This is a genomic window from Desulfoscipio gibsoniae DSM 7213, assembly GCF_000233715.2.
Taxonomy (GTDB): Bacteria; Bacillota; Desulfotomaculia; order Desulfotomaculales; family Desulfallaceae; genus Sporotomaculum; species Sporotomaculum gibsoniae.
Genome location: NC_021184.1, coordinates 4,724,087 through 4,740,898, shown reverse-complemented (window position 1 = coordinate 4,740,898; position 16,812 = coordinate 4,724,087). Strand labels below are relative to the sequence as shown.

Below are 16,812 nucleotides of genomic sequence, written 5' to 3'. Positions count from 1 at the left end.
TATGCCGGAATATAAAGGTATGGTGCAGCCGCAACGGGCAACACCGGACGATATGCGTAAAATTCACATTGAGCCGGTGCCCGATGAGTTAAAACCGGAAAAAGCAATTGAATTTTTAGACCAAATTCGCAAAAAATTCCGTTCCTTTGTCATGGCCATGGAATCCTGCACCAAGTGTGGCCAGTGTGCGGAAAACTGTCACACCTATCTTGGCACCAGGGACCCCAACAATATCCCCACCAACCGGGCTGAGTTGATTCGCAAGATTTATAAGCGTTACTTTACCCTGGAGGGGCGTTGGTTTGGTAAACTGGTAGGTGCTGAGGATATCAGCCTGGATATCATTGAACAATGGTATTCTTATTTCTATCAGTGCAGCCAGTGCCGTCGTTGTGCCCATGTGTGCCCTTTTGGTATTGACACTTGCGAGGTAACCTTTATTGGTCGTCAGCTGTTGCACTGGCTGGGTATTACCCCTAAACTGCATGCCAGCGTGGGTGCCGCCATGGAGCGGGTGGGTAACCATACCAATTTACCCAAGCCAGGCATTGTGGATACACTGGAATTTATGTCCGAAGAAATTATGGACGAGTTTGGCGTGGAAGTAGAGTTCCCCGTTGATAAGCCTGACTCCGATATTATGTATATTCCTTCGTCAGCGGACTTTTTGCTAAACCCCTACACCCTGATGGGCGCGGGCATGTACTTTACCTATATCGGTGCCAATTGGACTATTCCCAGTACCGTCACCGAGGCCGGCAACTTTGGTCTTTTATTTGACCAGTACTGGACTCAGCGTGGTAATGTAATGCGCCTCTTAAACGCTGCTCAGGAACTGGGAATTAAGAAAATTGTCTGGGGCGAATGTGGACACGGCTGGCGGGCAGCTAAAATGTACATCCCGTCCCTGGCTGACCGGCCGATACGCTGGCCCATCACCCATATCCATGATGAAGTGGCGGATATGATTCGCAAAAACGAGTTGAAGCTGGATCCAAGCAAGAACTATAAGCCTGTCACGCTGCATGACCCCTGTAACTATGTGCGGGCCTGTGGACTGAATGATAATATGCGAGTGCTGATGCGTGCTTCCGTATCCGATTTCCGGGAAATGACTCCGCACGGTATGGATAACTTCTGCTGTGGTGGTGGTTCAGCCATTTTGTTTGACGACCCGGAAATGTACCAACGCCGTATTCTGCTCAGCAAGAAAAAGGCCGAACAGGTAAGGGCCACCGGCGTTGGTAAAGACGGCGACGGTATCCTTTGTGCGCCTTGTTCCATTTGTAAAGCCCAGCTGTATCCCATGGTCGAAGAGCATGAGCTGGGTGTGGAAGTTAAAGGATTAATTGACCTGGTTGGCAAGGCGTTGGTCTGGAAATAATGATTTTTCAGTTACCTTTAAATGGAGGTGCATAAGGCTATGTCTGCTGCCATTGTCGTAAACGGCGTGGAAATTGAATTAGACGAGGACGGCTTCATGATTGATCCGGACTTGTGGAATGAAGATGCAGCCATGGCTTTGGCCGCCTCAGAGGGCATTTTAGAGTTGACTGAAGATCATTGGAAAGTGATAAATTACCTGCGTGATTATTATAAACAATATCAAATTGCACCTATGGTACGTAAGCTTTGCCAAGATACCGGTTGCAATTTAAAGTATATCTATGAGCTTTTCCCATCCGGCCCGGCCAAGGGAGCCTGTAAGATGGCTGGTCTGCCCAAGCCGACCGGATGTGTTTGATGTAATGTAGACATGCTTTTATCATGAATGATATATTCAGGCACAGGTGATCGCCGGCGCAGTAAGCGACGGGAATGCCGTGCCTGTTATTTTTCGCTGCGGTTATAATAAAACTTGAAGGGCGGTGATTAAAAATGAGGCATTATAATATACCCCGGGTGGTTATAGCCGCGCCCCACGGGCGGTCGGGCAAAACCACGGCCACCATAGGGTTGCTTTCGGCATTGAAATCAGCCGGATATCGTGTACAATCATATAAAAAAGGGCCTGATTTTATTGATCCCAGCTGGATGACCAGGATTACCGGGCGTCCTTGCCGGAATCTGGATAGCTTTTTGATGGAGCGGGGGATGATACAGGCCTCGTTTGTGCGCAGCGCCCTCGATGTTGATATAGCCGTGGTGGAGGGCGCCATGGGTCTTTTTGACGGCGTGGATCTGGAGGGCAGTGGCAGTACGGCTGAAATTGCCAAAGCTATTGATGCGCCGGTGCTGCTGGTGGTGGATGCCACACGGATGACCCGCAGCGTAGCGGCCATGGTCTCGGGCTACCAGCATTTTGATCCTGACGTACAGGTGGCGGGAGTGATTCTGAACAAAGTGGCACGACCACGCCATGAGCAGATGCTCAGGGCAGCTATTGAGCGCTACTGTGGCATACCTGTACTTGGGGTTATTCCTAAAGGGGAGAATTTCCACATTCCTGATCGGCATCTGGGTCTTATTCCAGCTGCCGAAGATGATAACCTTGCGGAGGCGGTGGATGGGGCCGGTAATACCGCTGGTTCATTCCTCGACTTGCCCGGCATAATACGGCTGGCCCGCCAGGCATCGCCGCTGGCACTGGAGACATCACCGGGCGATGCTCCAGTCATGCGGGCAACCGGTTTGCAAGAGTTAAAGCCAGCCGTGCCCCGTGCCAGGGTGGCTGTATTTCTGGACCGGGCGTTTACCTTTTATTATCCGGAAAATCTGGAGGCCCTGGTGGCTGCAGGTGCCGAACTGGTGCCGGTGAATGCTCTGTCGGATACGAAAATGCCCGAGGTGGATGCGGCCTACATTGGTGGAGGATTTCCCGAGATGTTTGCCGCTGAAATCAGTGCCAATGTGAGGCTGCTCAGTGATTTGCGCCAGTGTATTGAGGCGGGATTGCCGGTCTACGCAGAGTGCGGAGGTCTGATGTTTTTGGGTCGCAGTATTGACTGGCGGGGCGCAAAACACGCCATGACCGGCGCACTGCCTTATGACGTAACCATGCTGGATAAGCCCCAGGGACATGGTTACATTACCCTGCAGGTGGAAAATTCAAGTCCCTACTTTACTGCTGGGGAAAGCATACGGGGTCACGAGTTCCACAATTCCCGGGTGGAAAACCTGGCGGAGGATCAAATTAAATTTGCCTTTCGAGTTAGCAAAGGCCATGGTATCAACGGGCAATACGATGGTGTGCTGTATAAAAATGTACTGGCCTGTTACACACACCTGCACGCGCTGGCCACCAAAGATTGGGCACCAAGGTTGGTAACCGCTGGTGAAAAGTACAGCGCGATCAGGTAAGCCGTAAGCGCGGGCAACGGCAAAACGGGCGGGGCAAGACAGGGGGACGTTTCGTTTGTCTTATCATAGATAAGACAAACGAAACGTCCCCCTGTCTTGCCCCTGTCTTGCCCCTGTCTTGCTGCCTGTCTTGTGTTTAATCACTGAGGCTTTCTTTTGCGGTATTCATAATAAGCTCCGTAGGCAAAGGCCATTATGCCCGCCATTACCAAAAAAATTATAAATAAAATTGACTTGGTATTCAATAACAACAACTCCTAATAATACTCGTTAGTGGTCCATACCGCCATCACCAGCGGTATGCTCTGAGTTAATCATCTCCGCTACCAGTCGCAGCGTAGTTACCGTATTGGTAATCAAAACTTCATACAGCAGTAAAGGCAGCACTTCTTGCATGTTAGCCTTTATTTCGCCTGCGGCAACCTTTTGCTGTACAATATCACCGGCGCGATTAAGTGCCGTATTAACCAATTGGGTAATCTCATCCTGCCTCGTTTTCACAAACTCATCCACATCAATATATTTGTTCATCAATATTACCTGGTTTTATATTATTACCGCTTGACTGTGTGGGGTCGGGAATATGCTTTTATATTTGTCATACATAATTTGTCGCAGCTGTACATTGTGCAGCACTTATAAGCAAGTCCATAGATTGGCTTTAAGCCTTACCTAATGTTTTATTGACAAGTTCCCGTTAAGTCCGCCGTAAAACCAGGCTATACACCTCCTTATTCCTTATATAGCTGCTTGCATTGAATAAATTATATTGTCTTTCCATGGGCTTGCTTTCATGTATCATGAAGCTTTACTTCTATCTATTCTGCCCTGATACTGTCAATCCTTGCCTGTATATTATTTTTTTTGGGTAGCACATAGGTTAAGTCATTTTTTGAAAAACTAACCCTAAATAAATCAGGGGGTGCTGATTTTGTCAACGTGTGGGATAGTAAAAAAAATTAAGGTTGCCATGTTAAGCACAATTATTATAATTTCTGCCGCCCTGATTTTGCTGCCAAGCAGTGCTGCCCAGGCTCAGGATAAAACACTTTATTGGGGCAGCCGGGGAAGTGAGGTGACTGCATTGCAGCAAAAACTTAAGCAGTGGGGCTATTATCATGGCTTCGTAGACGGTTCATACGGATCAGCTACCTATCAGGCTGTGCGTGACTTTCAGCGCAAAAACGGGTTGCGGGCCGACGGCATAGTGGGTGCTAACACCCGGGCCGCGCTGGGTATGGGCGGTGGACAAAATAAAACGGTTACCGGCGGTGCTGACAGGAAATATGTAGCCCCGGGGTTTGTGGAAACATCCAGAGATATACAGCTACTGGCCCGGGTTATTGAAGGCGAAGCGGCCAATGAACCGTATTATGGCAAGCTGGCGGTAGGTGCTGTAATTTTGAACAGGGTTAAAAGTTCCGCCTTTCCCAATACCCTGTCAGGGGTCGTTTATCAACCCCATGCGTTTGAATCAGTAACCAACGGCCAATATGCCAGGCCGCTTACTAATGAGTCACTGCGGGCGGCCAGCCAGGCTATGGCGGGTATGGATCCCACAGGGGGTGCAACGTTCTTTTGGAATCCATCCAAGAGGGTCAGCCCCTGGATCTGGACCAGAAACATTATCACCAGTATTGGCCGCCATATTTTCGCCCGCTAACTTGGGGAGTATCACCGGTGTCAGCTGACAAGTAAGGAGGAATTGGCCTATGAAAAAGTGGTTTGCCGCCCTTGGAGTATTAGCTATCGCCGCGCTGGCTATTGGCTACTGGGGTTATCAGGAGCATAACTCAAAACTCGCGTTGCAGACAGCTGTAAATAATAACTACCAGCGGGCATTTTATAATTTAGCAGACCATGTGCAGACCATGGAAGTTTTACTGGGTAAAAGTTTGGTGTTAGCCGGTCCGGAGAAGAACGTGCAATTTTTTGATGAAATCTGGCAGCAATCCAATCAGGCGCTGGATAGCCTGACCCAGCTTCCTGTAGGCGATGCTATACTTGGGCGGACAGCCAAATTTATTACCCAGCTGGGGGACTATTCAAATACGCTGGCCAGGCAGGTGGCCGAGGGCAAGCCGCTTACCCGGGAGCAGTGGGATACGGTGAACCGGCTTTATGAACAATCCTCAAGCCTGAATAAGGAGCTAAATAAAATTCATAACAGTATAGCGGACGGAACTTTAAATCTCTATGAACTGGCTATATCCAGTTCCAATCGCCTGGCCAGGGAAGGCCAAAAACTGGCCAGCGGAAACTTCCAAACCATGGACCGGCAGATGCAAGCCTACCCAACTCTTATATATGACGGTCCTTTCTCAGATCATATGGAACAAGGACGGGCCCGTGGTGTAACGGGTAAAAATGTTACCCAGGCTAAAGCTAGGTCTATTGCCATGCAATATTTTGATAATCCCGGGGACGAAAATGTGCTGGCCCAGGTAACCGGTGAAGTGAAAGGCAATATCCGGGCTTACCGGGTGGAGATAGCGCGGCGCCAGGGGGGAGCGGTAGTTGGCGAGCCTACTGTGGCGGATGTTTCCGTGCAGGGGGGGCACCTGATATGGATGGTTACTCCCCGAAACGTGGCCGAAGCGGTCTGGAGTATCGACAGGGCCCGGTCCAGGGCAGAAGATTACTTACGGGATCATGGGTATGAAAATACGCAAATCAGTTACCACCAGCGCAATGACAATACAGTTACTTTTAACTATGCGCTTAAGCAGGACGATATCATTATATATCCGGATTTAGTCAAAGTAACGGTGGCTCTGGATAATGGTCAGGTGGTAGCCATGGATGCCAGGGGTTACCTAATGTCACACCATAAACGCAACCTGGACAAGCCAAAGCTGACAGAGCGCGAGGCCCGCGTGATGGTCAGTGAAAGGCTGAAAATAGATGGAACGGGAAGACTGGCTGTCATCCCGGTGGGTGTGGAAAAAGAAATACTCACTTGGGAGTTCAGGGGCACTCAGGGTGGGGAGACCTATCTGGTGTATATCAACGCATTAACCGGTGATGAAGAAAATGTGCTCAGGCTGGTTAATACAGATGATGGTGAACTTACCCTGTAATGCACTTGAACAGCCGGGAAACCAAACCATATGCGACAACAGTTTTCCTTAAGTTTTAAGGTTCGGAATTGTTGACACCTATATTGGTGCGTGCTAGAATATCTTTAATTCATTATGAGCAACGCTTGGAAGGGGAATAAGGGCAATCGTACATCGCGCAGCGAGCCGGGAATGGTGTGAGCCCGGCGGGTGTGTGTGCCCGTGCCGCCCTGGAGCCGCAGGCTGAATTCCAACGGATAGTAGGCTGAGCCGATTTGCCCCCGTTACAGGGCCCCGAGAGGATTGTATTGTCCAATGCGATCAATCAGGGTGGTACCGCGAGTAAAATACCTCGTCCCTTATTAAGGGGCGGGGTTTTTTAGTGCTTTACTAGAGATAATACATAATGAATATAATTTTTGCTGGAAAGAGGTGACAATATGGATGATGTTACTAGGGAAATCTTAGAGTTGCTTGAGGATAATGCTAAATTAACGCCGGAAGAAATTGCTGTCATGCTTGATATTGACGTGGCTGAGGTGCAGAGCATTATCAAGGAACTGGAGGACAAAAAGGCTATCCTTTGTTATATGACACTGATTAACTGGGAAAAAGTGGGTGAGGAAAAGGTCAATGCACTTATTGAGGTGCGTATCACCCCTCAACGGGATGTTGGCTTCGATGCTGTTGCCGAACGTATCTACCGCTTTCCCGAAGTGCGCAGTATGCGCTTGATGAGTGGTACATATGATTTGGCAGTTTTTCTGGAAGGCCGCAGTATGAAGGAAGTATCACATTTTGTATCCACCAAACTGGCCACCATTGAAGGGGTGGTCAGCACCACCACGCATTTTGTCCTAAAAACCTATAAGCAGGATGGGGTTATATGGGAAGACGGTGAGGAAGACAGGAGGTTGATGATTTCACCATGATACAAAAAAACTGGTCGGAAAAAATTAATCCGGTGGTACGTAATCTGCCACCCTCGGGTATTAGAAAATTTTTTGATTTGGTAGCTGAGACCAAGGGTGTAATTTCTCTAGGGGTGGGCGAGCCCGATTTTGTAACACCCTGGCATATCCGGGAGGCTTGTATTTACTCCTTGGAAAAAGGTTATACCATGTATACTTCCAACTGGGGCCTTTTGGAGTTACGGGAGGCCGTGGCTGCTGATTTGGAGCGCACCTATAATGTTAAATATAACCCCCGCGACGAGATTCTTATTACCGTGGGGGTTAGCGAAGCATTGGATCTGGCCATGCGTGTGCTGCTGGAGCCCGGGGATGAGGTGTTGATTCCCGAGCCATCCTATGTTTCCTATGCTCCCTGCACTACCCTGGCCGGTGGGGTGCCCGTGTTCATGCCCACCGGTCTGGAAAATGGGTTTCGCATTTCGGCAGATCAGGTGCAGGCTTCCATAACGCCCCGGACCAAAGTTTTGCTTTTATGTTACCCCAATAACCCCACCGGCGCTGTAATGGACCGGGAAGAACTGTTAAAAATTGCTGAAGTGGCGGTGCACAATGACCTGATGATTATTTCTGATGAAATATATGACCGGCTAACCTATATAGGCCAGCACACCTGTATATCATCACTGCCCGGTATGCGCGAACGAACCGTGCTTTTAAACGGTTTTAGCAAAGCTTATGCCATGACTGGCTGGCGGGTGGGATATGCTGCCGGTCACCCCGATGTTATTGGTGCTATGACTAAAATACACCAGTATTCCATGCTATGCACGCCCATTACCGCACAGATGGCCGCACTGGAGGCACTTAAAAACGGCCGGCCCGGTATGCGCCGCATGGTGGAACAATATAACCGCCGCCGCCACCTGGTGGTGCAATCCTTCCGGGATATGGGGTTGCCCTGCTTTGAACCGGGCGGAGCTTTTTACGCATTTCCCCAGGTGACTGGTACCGGGCTGAATTGTGAGGAATTTGCTGAGGAATTGCTCAAGCAGGAGCAGGTCGCTTTGGTGCCCGGCAATGCTTTTGGTCAATCAGGGGAGGGTTTTGTAAGGGTTTCCTACGCTGCATCCCTTGATGATCTTAGCGAAGCTTTCCGGCGCATGGCTCGTTTTGTGCGTCGCCACGGTGTGCAGCCAAAAGTAATTTCCGCACCGGTAAGAATTTCAGGCGGTCAAAGCGCTTAGAAAGAAGGAATTTGTCAAAGTATATAGAATTTAATTATGTCCATAACTAAAAATATAATTATTAAACTGAGCAGCATGGGAGGATGGCAGCATGTTTAAGTATGCCCTGGTGGGCTTTTTTGTGGCAGTTTTGCTGTTTAACGGCTTAGTGGCCATGCGCAGGACCCGTACTGTAAACGACTTTTTCCTGGGCGGTCGTTCAGTGGGCCCGTGGCTTTCCGCGTTTAGTTTTGGCACCGCGTATTTTTCGGCCGTTATTATAATTGGTTATGCGGGTAAGGTAGGATGGGGTTTTGGGATATCCGGGCTTTGGATAGTGCTCGGCAATACTCTGGTGGGCAGTTTGCTGGCCTGGATCATCTTGGCCCGGCGAACGAGAGCAATGACCATCAAGCTCAACACCATGACCATGCCCGAGTTTCTGGAAGCCCGGTATCAGAGCCGGGGTATGAAAATTTTTTCCGCCCTGGTTATTTTTATTTTTTTGGTCCCTTATTCGGCATCGGTCTACATGGGGCTGAGTTACCTGTTTAACCAAATATTTGGTATACCCTACCTGTATGCCGCCGTGTTTATGTGCCTGCTTACTGCCCTGTACCTGGTGATGGGCGGCTACCGTGCAATGGCTATGACGGACTTTGTGCAGGGTATTATTATGATCCTGGGCGTAGGTATGCTGGTGTATTTTGTTTTATCTGCACCCCAGGTAAACGGTATTTTTGAAGGTGTGCACAGGCTGGCTCAAATAGAACCGGGTCTTGTTGCCCCGGTTGGTCCCTCCGGTTGGCTGCCCCTGGCCTCACTGGTGGTGCTTACCAGCCTGGGAACATGGGGATTGCCCCAGATGGTGCAGAAATTTTACGCTATTAAAAGCGCTGAGGCTATCCGGCCCGCCACTGTAGTGGCCACAGTATTTGCGCTGATTATCACCTTTGGGGCCTATTTTACCGGCTCCTTGACACGACTGTTTTTCAATGAATTGCCGCTGGACCCATCCACCGGTAAGGCGACCCCGGATATGTTGATGCCTATATTAATAGATACTGTTTTGCCCGAGGTGGTTGCAGCGCTGATATTGCTGATGGTGTTGAGCGCCTCCATGAGCACGCTGGCCTCACTGGTGCTGGTATCCAGTTCGTCAATAGCCATAGATTTATATAAAACCGTAGCTCCGGATAAAGCCGAGCGCAATGGAGTAGCGGTGATGCGGTTAATGTGTCTTTTGTTTATCGCGTTGTCGCTGCTGCTGGCCCTGGCTAAACCAGCCATAATATTAAGTTTGATGGCCATATCCTGGGGTACCGTGGCCGGTGTGTTTTTGGCCCCGTACCTGTATGGGCTGTTTTGGCGTCGGGTTACCTGCAGCGGGGCCTGGGCGGGGATAGTCACCGGACTTTTAATATCGGTGGGATGCTCATTCTATTACAAGCTGGACGCGGGTATTATACCGCTGATTGGATCCATAGCCATGCTTATCCCCCTGCTGGTGGTACCTATGGTGAGTGTGTTTACGCAGCCGTTGCCTGCAGGGCATATAAATTATATATTTGGTCCTTCTTCCAGGACCGCACCGGACCGAGTGTCCCGGACACCCGGAACACTGACGCCAAAATCGTAGCTGGTTTAACTAATTTACTGGTCCCACCCCTCTCACTTCGCGACTCGCAAAGTGAGAGGGAAAGGCATGTTAATTTGCGAAAGTTTAGGCAAGTTTAAGTTTGACCCCGATAGGAGGTTTAAAATTTTGAAAGAATTGCTTTCAGGCAACGCCGCCATAGCCAGAGGCGCTTATGAATTTGGTGTTACCCTGGCTGCGGGTTATCCAGGTACACCCAGTACCGAAATTTTGGAGAACCTTTCCCGTTATGAAGGGATCTATAGCGAATGGGCACCCAATGAAAAGGTCGCCCTGGAAGTAGCTATCGGCGCCGCAATGGCAGGTGCCCGAACGCTGGTGACTATGAAGCACGTGGGCGTTAACGTGGCTGCCGACCCGCTGTTCACCGTGGCTTATACCGGCGTCAACGGGGGATTGGTGTTGGTTTCGGCCGATGATCCAGGTATGCACAGTTCCCAAAACGAACAGGACAACCGTTATTACGCCAAATCTGCCAAAGTGGCCATGCTGGAACCTTCAGACAGCCAGGAGGCCAAGGACATGGTGTGTCTTGGCCTGGCTATTAGCGAACAGTATGATATTCCCGTGATGCTGCGCACCACTACCCGGGTATCACATTCGCAGAGTATGGTGGAAATGGGTGAGCCGGTGGCTCGAGAAATTAAGCCATACAGCAAAGATGTCAAGAAAAACCTTATGGTACCCGCCTTCGGTCGCCTGCGCCGGGTCAGCTTGGCGGACAGAATGGCCAGGCTGGCGGAATATAGCGAAAGCACGCCGGTGAACTTTATTGTCCCGGGCAATGATAAGGTTGGTGTAATCACCAGCGGCATCAGCTGTCAACTGGTTAAGGAAGTACTGCCCGATGCATCAGTGCTTAAACTGGGTATGACTAATCCCCTGCCTGTTGGGCTTATTAAAAAGTTTGCCGCCCAGGTGGAAAAGCTTTTCGTGGTTGAAGAATTGGAACCCTACCTGGAAGAGCAAATCCGTATGCTGGGTATCAAAGTGACCGGTAAAGAGATATTCCCGTACAGTGGCGAATTCAGCCAGGGTCTGTTGCGTACCTGTTTTGCGTCAGCAGGGGTGCTGCCGGCACAACCCAAGTTTGAAGATCCGGCCAAGGGTTTGCCCCAGGCGCCGCCCCGTCCGCCGGTGCTGTGCGCGGGCTGCCCGCACCGCGGTGTCTTTTATACCCTGCGCCGGCTTAAACTAACCGTAACAGGTGACATAGGCTGTTATACACTGGGCGGGCTGCCACCCCTGGAAGGGATTGATGCCTGTGTATGCATGGGTGCCAGCATAGGTATGGCCCACGGCATTGACAAAGCAGTGCCGGAGCTAAAGGGGCGCACCGTTGCTGTAATTGGCGACTCAACTTTTTTGCATTCAGGTATTACCGGACTGCTCAATGCAGTTTATAACAACAGCGACAGTACCGTAATTATTCTGGACAATCGCACCACCGCCATGACGGGGCACCAGGACCACCCGGCCACAGGCCGCAACCTCATGGGCCAGGAAGCACCCGAGGTGGATATAACTATGCTATGCCGGTCACTGGGGGTAAAAAGGGTGGAAGTGGTTGATCCCTTGGATATATCCCGGCTGCAGGAAGTAATTAAGGCTGAAACGGCTGCACCCGGCCCGTCGGTAATTATTGCCCGGCGTCCTTGTGCCCTCCTCAAGCGGGAGGTAAAACCGGCCGTTACGGTGGATCAGGAAAAGTGCACCGGTTGTAAAACCTGCTTGAAACTGAGCTGCCCGGCTATTTCGGTAATTGAAAATAAGGCTTTGGTGAGTGCAGACGCCTGTGTGGGCTGTAATTTGTGTGTACAAGTATGTAAAACCGGAGCTATGCAAAGGGGGCAGGCCGATGCTTAAACCGATAGATGTTCTTATGGTGGGTGTGGGTGGTCAGGGTACCATACTGGCCAGTAAAGTGTTGGCTGCTGTGGCTCAGGCCGTCGGTTACGATATCAAAGTTTCGGAGATTCACGGCATGGCCCAGCGGGGAGGCAGTGTAGTCACCCAGGTGCGCTTGGGCGAAAAGGTATATTCACCCCTCATTTCCGAGGGGGAAGCCGATGTTATTCTGGCCTTCGAAGAGCTGGAAGCGCTGCGCTGGCTTTCCTATCTCAAGCCGGGCGGCATAATAATTATCAACAACCAGCAGATCTACCCGGTTTCCGTGCTGGCCGGGGCGGCCGAGTATCCGCAAAATATTATCCCCCAAGTACAATCACGGGGAGTAAATGTCCAGGTATTGCAAGCTCTGGAACACGCCATCGCTTGTGGCAACGCCAAAGCAGCCAATGTAGTGCTGCTGGGAGCCCTGGCCCAAAAACTGCCCATTGAAGAAAAAATCTGGCGGGATGCCCTGGCAGCTACAATACCCCCGCGCCTCCTGGAAGTAAACAACGCCGCTTTCACCGCCGGCTTCACCGCCGCTACCTCTGGTACCGGGTGTTAAAACCTGGTGCCGGGTGTTGTAAGGTTAAATGATGGATAGTTTAACATAGGGTTTTATTCCTAAAGATGGCATTACGTGCCGTCTTTTCTTTTGTTGGTTTGCCCATACTTAAACCACCGTGTATAGGTACTATATATGTGGTGTATAATTTCGGACAAAGGCGTTATGCCAGCGGTGTATCATTTAAGTTTGTTTTGACACCATAAATTTAGGTAAAGAAAATAATGGGTTGTCGGTTATCCCCCCGGTAAATAACATGATATACTGTATCTGGTGTAGAAATACGAGGAGGACACCCTCTTTCAACCATTCAACACCCGGCACCAGAGTGGGTGGCGGCACCGGTGGGTGGTAGTCAACACCTGGTACCAAAGGAGGCTATTTAACATAGTGAGTGGAGTAATCAGTGTAGTGGAAGAGATGCGCGTGGCCCTTGAGAAGGCCTTGGTGGAGGCGCTGGGCAAGGCGGTTGAGGCGGGGGAGATACCGCCGGTGGAATTGCCTGACTTTGTTGTGGAGGTTCCACGGGAGCGGGAGCACGGTGATTTTGCCACCAACCTGGCCATGCTGTTGCCCAAACAGGCCCGCATGGCCCCGCGTAAGATTGCCGAGGCGTTGACCCAAAACTTGCCTCGTTCCACCCGGTGGCTGGAACGGGTTGAAGTGGCCGGTCCCGGCTTTATCAACTTTATTTTGGATCCCCGGTGGGTGCTGGAGTCTGTGCCGCTGGCGGTAAACAGGCAATCTGACTACGGGCGGGTGCAGCTGGGGAAGAACAAAGAGGTGCAGGTGGAATTTGTCAGTGCCAACCCTACGGGGTTGCTGCACATGGGCAACGCCCGTGGTGCCGCGCTGGGCGACAGTATTGCGGCCATACTGGAATTTGCGGGCTGGCAGGTTACCAGGGAGTATTATATCAATGACGCCGGCAACCAGGTGGAAAACTTTGCCCTTTCCGTGGAGGCTCGCTATTTTGAGCTGCTTGGCCGGGAAGGAGAGGTCCCCGAAGGCGGCTACCACGGGCAGGACATCATTGACACAGCCCGCCGTTACATAGAAGAGCACGGGGATAAACTGCTTAACGTTGACCGCCGTACCCGTCTGGATACACTGGCGCAGTATGCTCTGGACGAAAAAATTGGAGGTATTAAAAAGGCCCTGGCTGATTTCGGGGTAAACTATGATGTATGGTTCTCAGAACAGTCGTTGCATGATTCCGGCAAAGTGGACGGAGCCTTACAGCGCCTGCGGGAGCGGGGCTTTCTTTATGAACTGGAGGGCGCACTGTGGTTTAAAGCCAGCGCCTTTGGTTTGGAGAAAGACGAAGTGGTGGTGCGTAAAAACGGCATACCCACTTATTATGCTGCGGACATTGCCTATCACATGGACAAGTTTGACAGGGGTTTTGACCGGGTGATCAACATTTGGGGCGCCGACCATCATGGTCATGTAGCCCGGATGAAGGGCGCTATAAAAGCCCTTGGTTATGACCCGGATGCACTGCAGGTGCTGCTGATGCAGCTGGTCAGGCTGTTTAGCGGGGGCGAAATAGTGCGTATGTCCAAGCGCACTGGTCAGTTTGTTACCCTGGAGGAACTGGTGGATGAAGTGGGATTAGACGCCGCCCGCTATTTCTTTATTATGCGCAGCGCAGACAGCCATCTGGATTTTGACCTGGATCTGGCCCGTACCCAGTCCAACGATAACCCTGTTTACTACGTGCAATACGCCCATGCCCGCATCTGCAGCATTTTCCGCCAGCTGGCTGAACAAGGCCGGGGGGTGCCCGGAGCGGATGCTGTAAATATAGAACTGCTGCGGGAGGAAGCCGAGCTGGCCTTGGCCCGGCGTTTGGCGGACTTCCCCGAAGAGGTCGCCCTGGCGGCCCGCCAGTTGGCACCCCACCGTATTGCGCGCTATGTGCACGAGGTGGCCGGGCTGCTGCACAGTTTTTACAACGTGCACCGGGTCATTACCGATGATCTGGAATTAACCAACGCCCGGCTGCTGCTTATGGAGGCTACCAGGATGGTATTGCGCAACGCACTGACACTGCTGGGGGTTCGGGCGCCTGAAAAGATGTAAGGGGGGTATTTATGCGCGAGGTAATTATAGCCACCCTGGCCGGTTTTGCGGTGGGCTTTATCTTTGCAAAGATCAAACTGCCCGTACCCGCGCCTCCCACCCTTGCCGGCGTTATGGGCATTGTGGGAATGTTTCTGGGTTATATGGCGGCCACCCGGCTGCTGATTCGGGAATAAAGGCACAGATGCCCGACATTTGATGTTGACATGTCAGATAAGGCATGTATAAAATATATAGGATTGTGCTGAAAAAAATGACAACAGGAGGCTCCTATGGCCAAGTTCATATTTATTACCGGGGGAGTGGTGTCGTCCTTGGGCAAAGGAATCACTGCCGCCTCCCTGGGTCGACTGCTGAAGAGCCGCGGGCTGAAAGTGGCCGTTCAAAAACTGGATCCCTATATTAATGTTGATCCCGGTACCATGAGCCCTTATCAACATGGAGAAGTATTTGTCACCGAAGACGGAGCGGAAACCGACCTGGACCTGGGTCACTATGAACGGTTTATCGATGTAGATTTGGGCCAAAGCAGCAATGTGACCACCGGTGGCATTTACTGGTCAGTCATCAACAAAGAGCGCCGGGGTGACTACCTTGGTGCTACCATACAGGTAATCCCGCATATCACCAATGAAATTAAAGAGCGGGTACGTCGCGTTGCGCGGGAACTTAACCCCGATGTGGTAGTGGTGGAAATCGGGGGCACCGTGGGCGACATTGAATCACTGCCGTTTATGGAAGCCATTCGCCAGTTAAAGAGTGACCTGGGCCGGGAAAATGTGATGTATATACACGTCACTTTGGTGCCCTACCTCAGGGTGGCCAATGAGCTGAAAACCAAGCCCACCCAGCATAGCGTCAAGGAACTGCGCAGCATCGGTATCCAGCCTGACGTGCTGGTCTGTCGTACCGAAAAGCCGATTTCCAGAGAGATGGTGGAGAAACTGGCTTTGTTTTGTGATACCGACCTGGATGCCGTGGTGCAGATGTTGGACGCCTCGCATATTTATGAAGTGCCTCTGATGCTGGAAGCCGAGGGCCTGGGCGACCTTGCCGTAAGGCGGCTAAGCCTTGAATGCCCCAATGCGCCCGATTTAACCGAATGGCGTGCCATGGTGGATAAAATGAAAAACCTGCACCGGCACACTACCATTGCCCTGGTGGGTAAATACGTAGCCTTGCCCGATGCCTATTTAAGCGTGGCCGAAGCGCTGCGTCATGCAGGCCTTTTCCACGGTGCGGCAGTAGACATTCGCTGGATCAACGCTGAGGATTTGGAAAACCAACCTGTGGACAAGTTCCTGGCAGATGTAGATGGTGTTCTGGTGCCGGGCGGTTTTGGCGACCGGGGTATTGAAGGTAAGATAAATGCTATACGGTTTGCCAGGGAAAACAAGATACCCTATCTGGGTATTTGCCTGGGCATGCAGCTGGCGGTTGTTGAATTTGCCAGAAATAAAATGGGTTGGATCAACGCCAACAGCGCCGAATTTAACGCTGCTACGCAATATCCGGTGATCGATCTGCTGCCTGAGCAAAAGGAACTGGACCGGATGGGCGGCACTATGCGCCTGGGTCGTTATCCCTGCCGTCTGTTGCCCGGCACGCTGGCACATAAAGCTTATGCTGAGGATATTATTTACGAAAGGCACCGTCACCGTTACGAATTAAATAATCACTATCGTGAAGCACTGGCCGGGGCAGGTATGGTATTTAGCGGCACCCTGCCTGACCGCTATCTGGTGGAAATAGTTGAACTGCAAGACCATCCCTGGTTTGTGGCCACCCAGTTCCACCCGGAATTTAAATCGCGTCCTTATAAACCCCATCCGTTATTCAGGGATTTTATTGGTGCAACCCTGGCCAACCAGGTACCGGGTGTGGAAAGTTGAAATTCGTTGCAGCTTGAAGCCTTGATGCACATATAGTTACCATATCTTATCTGGACAACGCCGCCATATGCTGTATAATTAACAATATTAGCATATTGCATTTTCTTTAAGCTTTGGTAATATCCAAAGCTTTTTTATATGTCCAAAGGTTGGCTATTGAGTAAATTGCCGCATATATTAGAAATAATTCCGTGAGGCAATCTTATATAATACTGACACGTATCGGT

Annotated in this window: 14 protein-coding genes; 13 read left to right on the top strand and 1 reads right to left on the bottom strand. The window is 50.9% G+C overall.

What is annotated here, in order from left to right; translation table 11 throughout:
• Window position 1: 1 nt before the first annotated feature.
• From DESGI_RS22105 to DESGI_RS22095, 3 genes are all read left to right on the top strand, one after another.
• The gene (locus tag DESGI_RS22105) at window positions 2-1,384 is read left to right on the top strand and encodes a (Fe-S)-binding protein (protein WP_006522280.1); all 1,383 of its coding nucleotides are present in this window, start codon (window positions 2-4) and stop codon (window positions 1,382-1,384) included.
• Between the two features lie 39 nt (window positions 1,385-1,423).
• Window positions 1,424-1,744, top strand: a complete 321-nt coding sequence (locus tag DESGI_RS22100) for a TusE/DsrC/DsvC family sulfur relay protein (RefSeq protein WP_006522281.1) — start codon at window positions 1,424-1,426, stop codon at window positions 1,742-1,744.
• 134 nt (window positions 1,745-1,878) lie between these two features.
• A complete protein-coding gene (locus DESGI_RS22095) occupies window positions 1,879-3,300 on the top strand; it encodes a cobyrinic acid a,c-diamide synthase CobB (protein ID WP_006522282.1) in 1,422 nt (473 codons plus the stop codon).
• Window positions 3,301-3,570: 270 nt separating this feature from the next.
• Here DESGI_RS22095 and DESGI_RS22090 read toward each other — a convergent pair whose 3' ends face one another.
• Window positions 3,571-3,831 carry a hypothetical protein gene (locus DESGI_RS22090; RefSeq protein ID WP_006522283.1) on the bottom strand — a complete coding sequence of 87 codons (261 nt, stop codon included), beginning with the start codon at window positions 3,829-3,831 and terminating at the stop codon, window positions 3,571-3,573.
• Window positions 3,832-4,231: 400 nt separating this feature from the next.
• On the opposite strand from DESGI_RS22090, the gene sleB reads away from it, so the two are divergent.
• The 10 genes from sleB (at window position 4,232) to pyrG (ending at window position 16,585) form a co-directional block, all read left to right on the top strand.
• Complete coding sequence (sleB, locus tag DESGI_RS22085) at window positions 4,232-4,963, top strand: spore cortex-lytic enzyme (protein ID WP_006522284.1); 732 nt, start codon at window positions 4,232-4,234, stop codon at window positions 4,961-4,963.
• Window positions 4,964-5,012: 49 nt separating this feature from the next.
• Window positions 5,013-6,380 (top strand): germination protein YpeB, encoded by a 1,368-nt coding sequence (gene ypeB, locus DESGI_RS22080; protein ID WP_006522285.1) that lies wholly within the window; start codon window positions 5,013-5,015, stop codon window positions 6,378-6,380.
• A gap of 419 nt (window positions 6,381-6,799) precedes the next feature.
• On the top strand, window positions 6,800-7,291 hold the full coding sequence (locus DESGI_RS22075) for an Lrp/AsnC family transcriptional regulator (protein ID WP_006522286.1): 492 nt from the start codon (window positions 6,800-6,802) through the stop codon (window positions 7,289-7,291).
• On the top strand, window positions 7,288-8,517 hold the full coding sequence (locus DESGI_RS22070) for an aminotransferase class I/II-fold pyridoxal phosphate-dependent enzyme (protein WP_006522287.1): 1,230 nt from the start codon (window positions 7,288-7,290) through the stop codon (window positions 8,515-8,517). The genes DESGI_RS22075 and DESGI_RS22070 overlap by 4 nt, the downstream gene beginning before the upstream one ends.
• A gap of 91 nt (window positions 8,518-8,608) precedes the next feature.
• A complete protein-coding gene (locus DESGI_RS22065) occupies window positions 8,609-10,135 on the top strand; it encodes a sodium:solute symporter family protein (protein WP_006522288.1) in 1,527 nt (508 codons plus the stop codon).
• A gap of 126 nt (window positions 10,136-10,261) precedes the next feature.
• Window positions 10,262-12,019, top strand: coding sequence for an indolepyruvate ferredoxin oxidoreductase subunit alpha (iorA, locus tag DESGI_RS22060; protein ID WP_041285813.1), 1,758 nt, complete (start codon window positions 10,262-10,264; stop codon window positions 12,017-12,019).
• A complete protein-coding gene (locus DESGI_RS22055) occupies window positions 12,012-12,608 on the top strand; it encodes an indolepyruvate oxidoreductase subunit beta (RefSeq protein ID WP_006522290.1) in 597 nt (198 codons plus the stop codon). Before iorA ends, DESGI_RS22055 begins: the two co-directional genes overlap by 8 nt.
• A gap of 420 nt (window positions 12,609-13,028) precedes the next feature.
• Entirely contained in the window at window positions 13,029-14,693 is a 1,665-nt protein-coding gene (gene argS / locus DESGI_RS22050; RefSeq protein ID WP_041285812.1) for an arginine--tRNA ligase, read from the top strand.
• An 11-nt stretch (window positions 14,694-14,704) separates the two neighbouring features.
• Window positions 14,705-14,869 (top strand): XapX domain-containing protein, encoded by a 165-nt coding sequence (locus DESGI_RS22045; protein ID WP_006522292.1) that lies wholly within the window; start codon window positions 14,705-14,707, stop codon window positions 14,867-14,869.
• Between the two features lie 96 nt (window positions 14,870-14,965).
• Entirely contained in the window at window positions 14,966-16,585 is a 1,620-nt protein-coding gene (gene pyrG / locus DESGI_RS22040) for a CTP synthase (RefSeq protein WP_006522293.1), read from the top strand.
• Window positions 16,586-16,812 lie beyond the last annotated feature (227 nt).

Excerpts from the sequence above, each read along its gene's own strand:
- DESGI_RS22105 (WP_006522280.1), top strand. The coding sequence starts at position 2 with ATGCCGGAATATAAAGGTATGGTGCAGCCGCAACGGGCAACACCGGAC.
- DESGI_RS22100 (WP_006522281.1), top strand. The coding sequence starts at position 1,424 with ATGTCTGCTGCCATTGTCGTAAACGGCGTGGAAATTGAATTAGACGAG.
- DESGI_RS22095 (WP_006522282.1), top strand. The coding sequence starts at position 1,879 with ATGAGGCATTATAATATACCCCGGGTGGTTATAGCCGCGCCCCACGGG.
- DESGI_RS22090 (WP_006522283.1), bottom strand. The coding sequence starts at position 3,831 with ATGAACAAATATATTGATGTGGATGAGTTTGTGAAAACGAGGCAGGAT.
- ypeB (WP_006522285.1), top strand. The coding sequence starts at position 5,013 with ATGAAAAAGTGGTTTGCCGCCCTTGGAGTATTAGCTATCGCCGCGCTG.
- DESGI_RS22075 (WP_006522286.1), top strand. The coding sequence starts at position 6,800 with ATGGATGATGTTACTAGGGAAATCTTAGAGTTGCTTGAGGATAATGCT.
- DESGI_RS22070 (WP_006522287.1), top strand. The coding sequence starts at position 7,288 with ATGATACAAAAAAACTGGTCGGAAAAAATTAATCCGGTGGTACGTAAT.
- DESGI_RS22065 (WP_006522288.1), top strand. The coding sequence starts at position 8,609 with ATGTTTAAGTATGCCCTGGTGGGCTTTTTTGTGGCAGTTTTGCTGTTT.
- DESGI_RS22055 (WP_006522290.1), top strand. The coding sequence starts at position 12,012 with ATGCTTAAACCGATAGATGTTCTTATGGTGGGTGTGGGTGGTCAGGGT.
- argS (WP_041285812.1), top strand. The coding sequence starts at position 13,029 with ATGCGCGTGGCCCTTGAGAAGGCCTTGGTGGAGGCGCTGGGCAAGGCG.
- DESGI_RS22045 (WP_006522292.1), top strand. The coding sequence starts at position 14,705 with ATGCGCGAGGTAATTATAGCCACCCTGGCCGGTTTTGCGGTGGGCTTT.
- pyrG (WP_006522293.1), top strand. The coding sequence starts at position 14,966 with ATGGCCAAGTTCATATTTATTACCGGGGGAGTGGTGTCGTCCTTGGGC.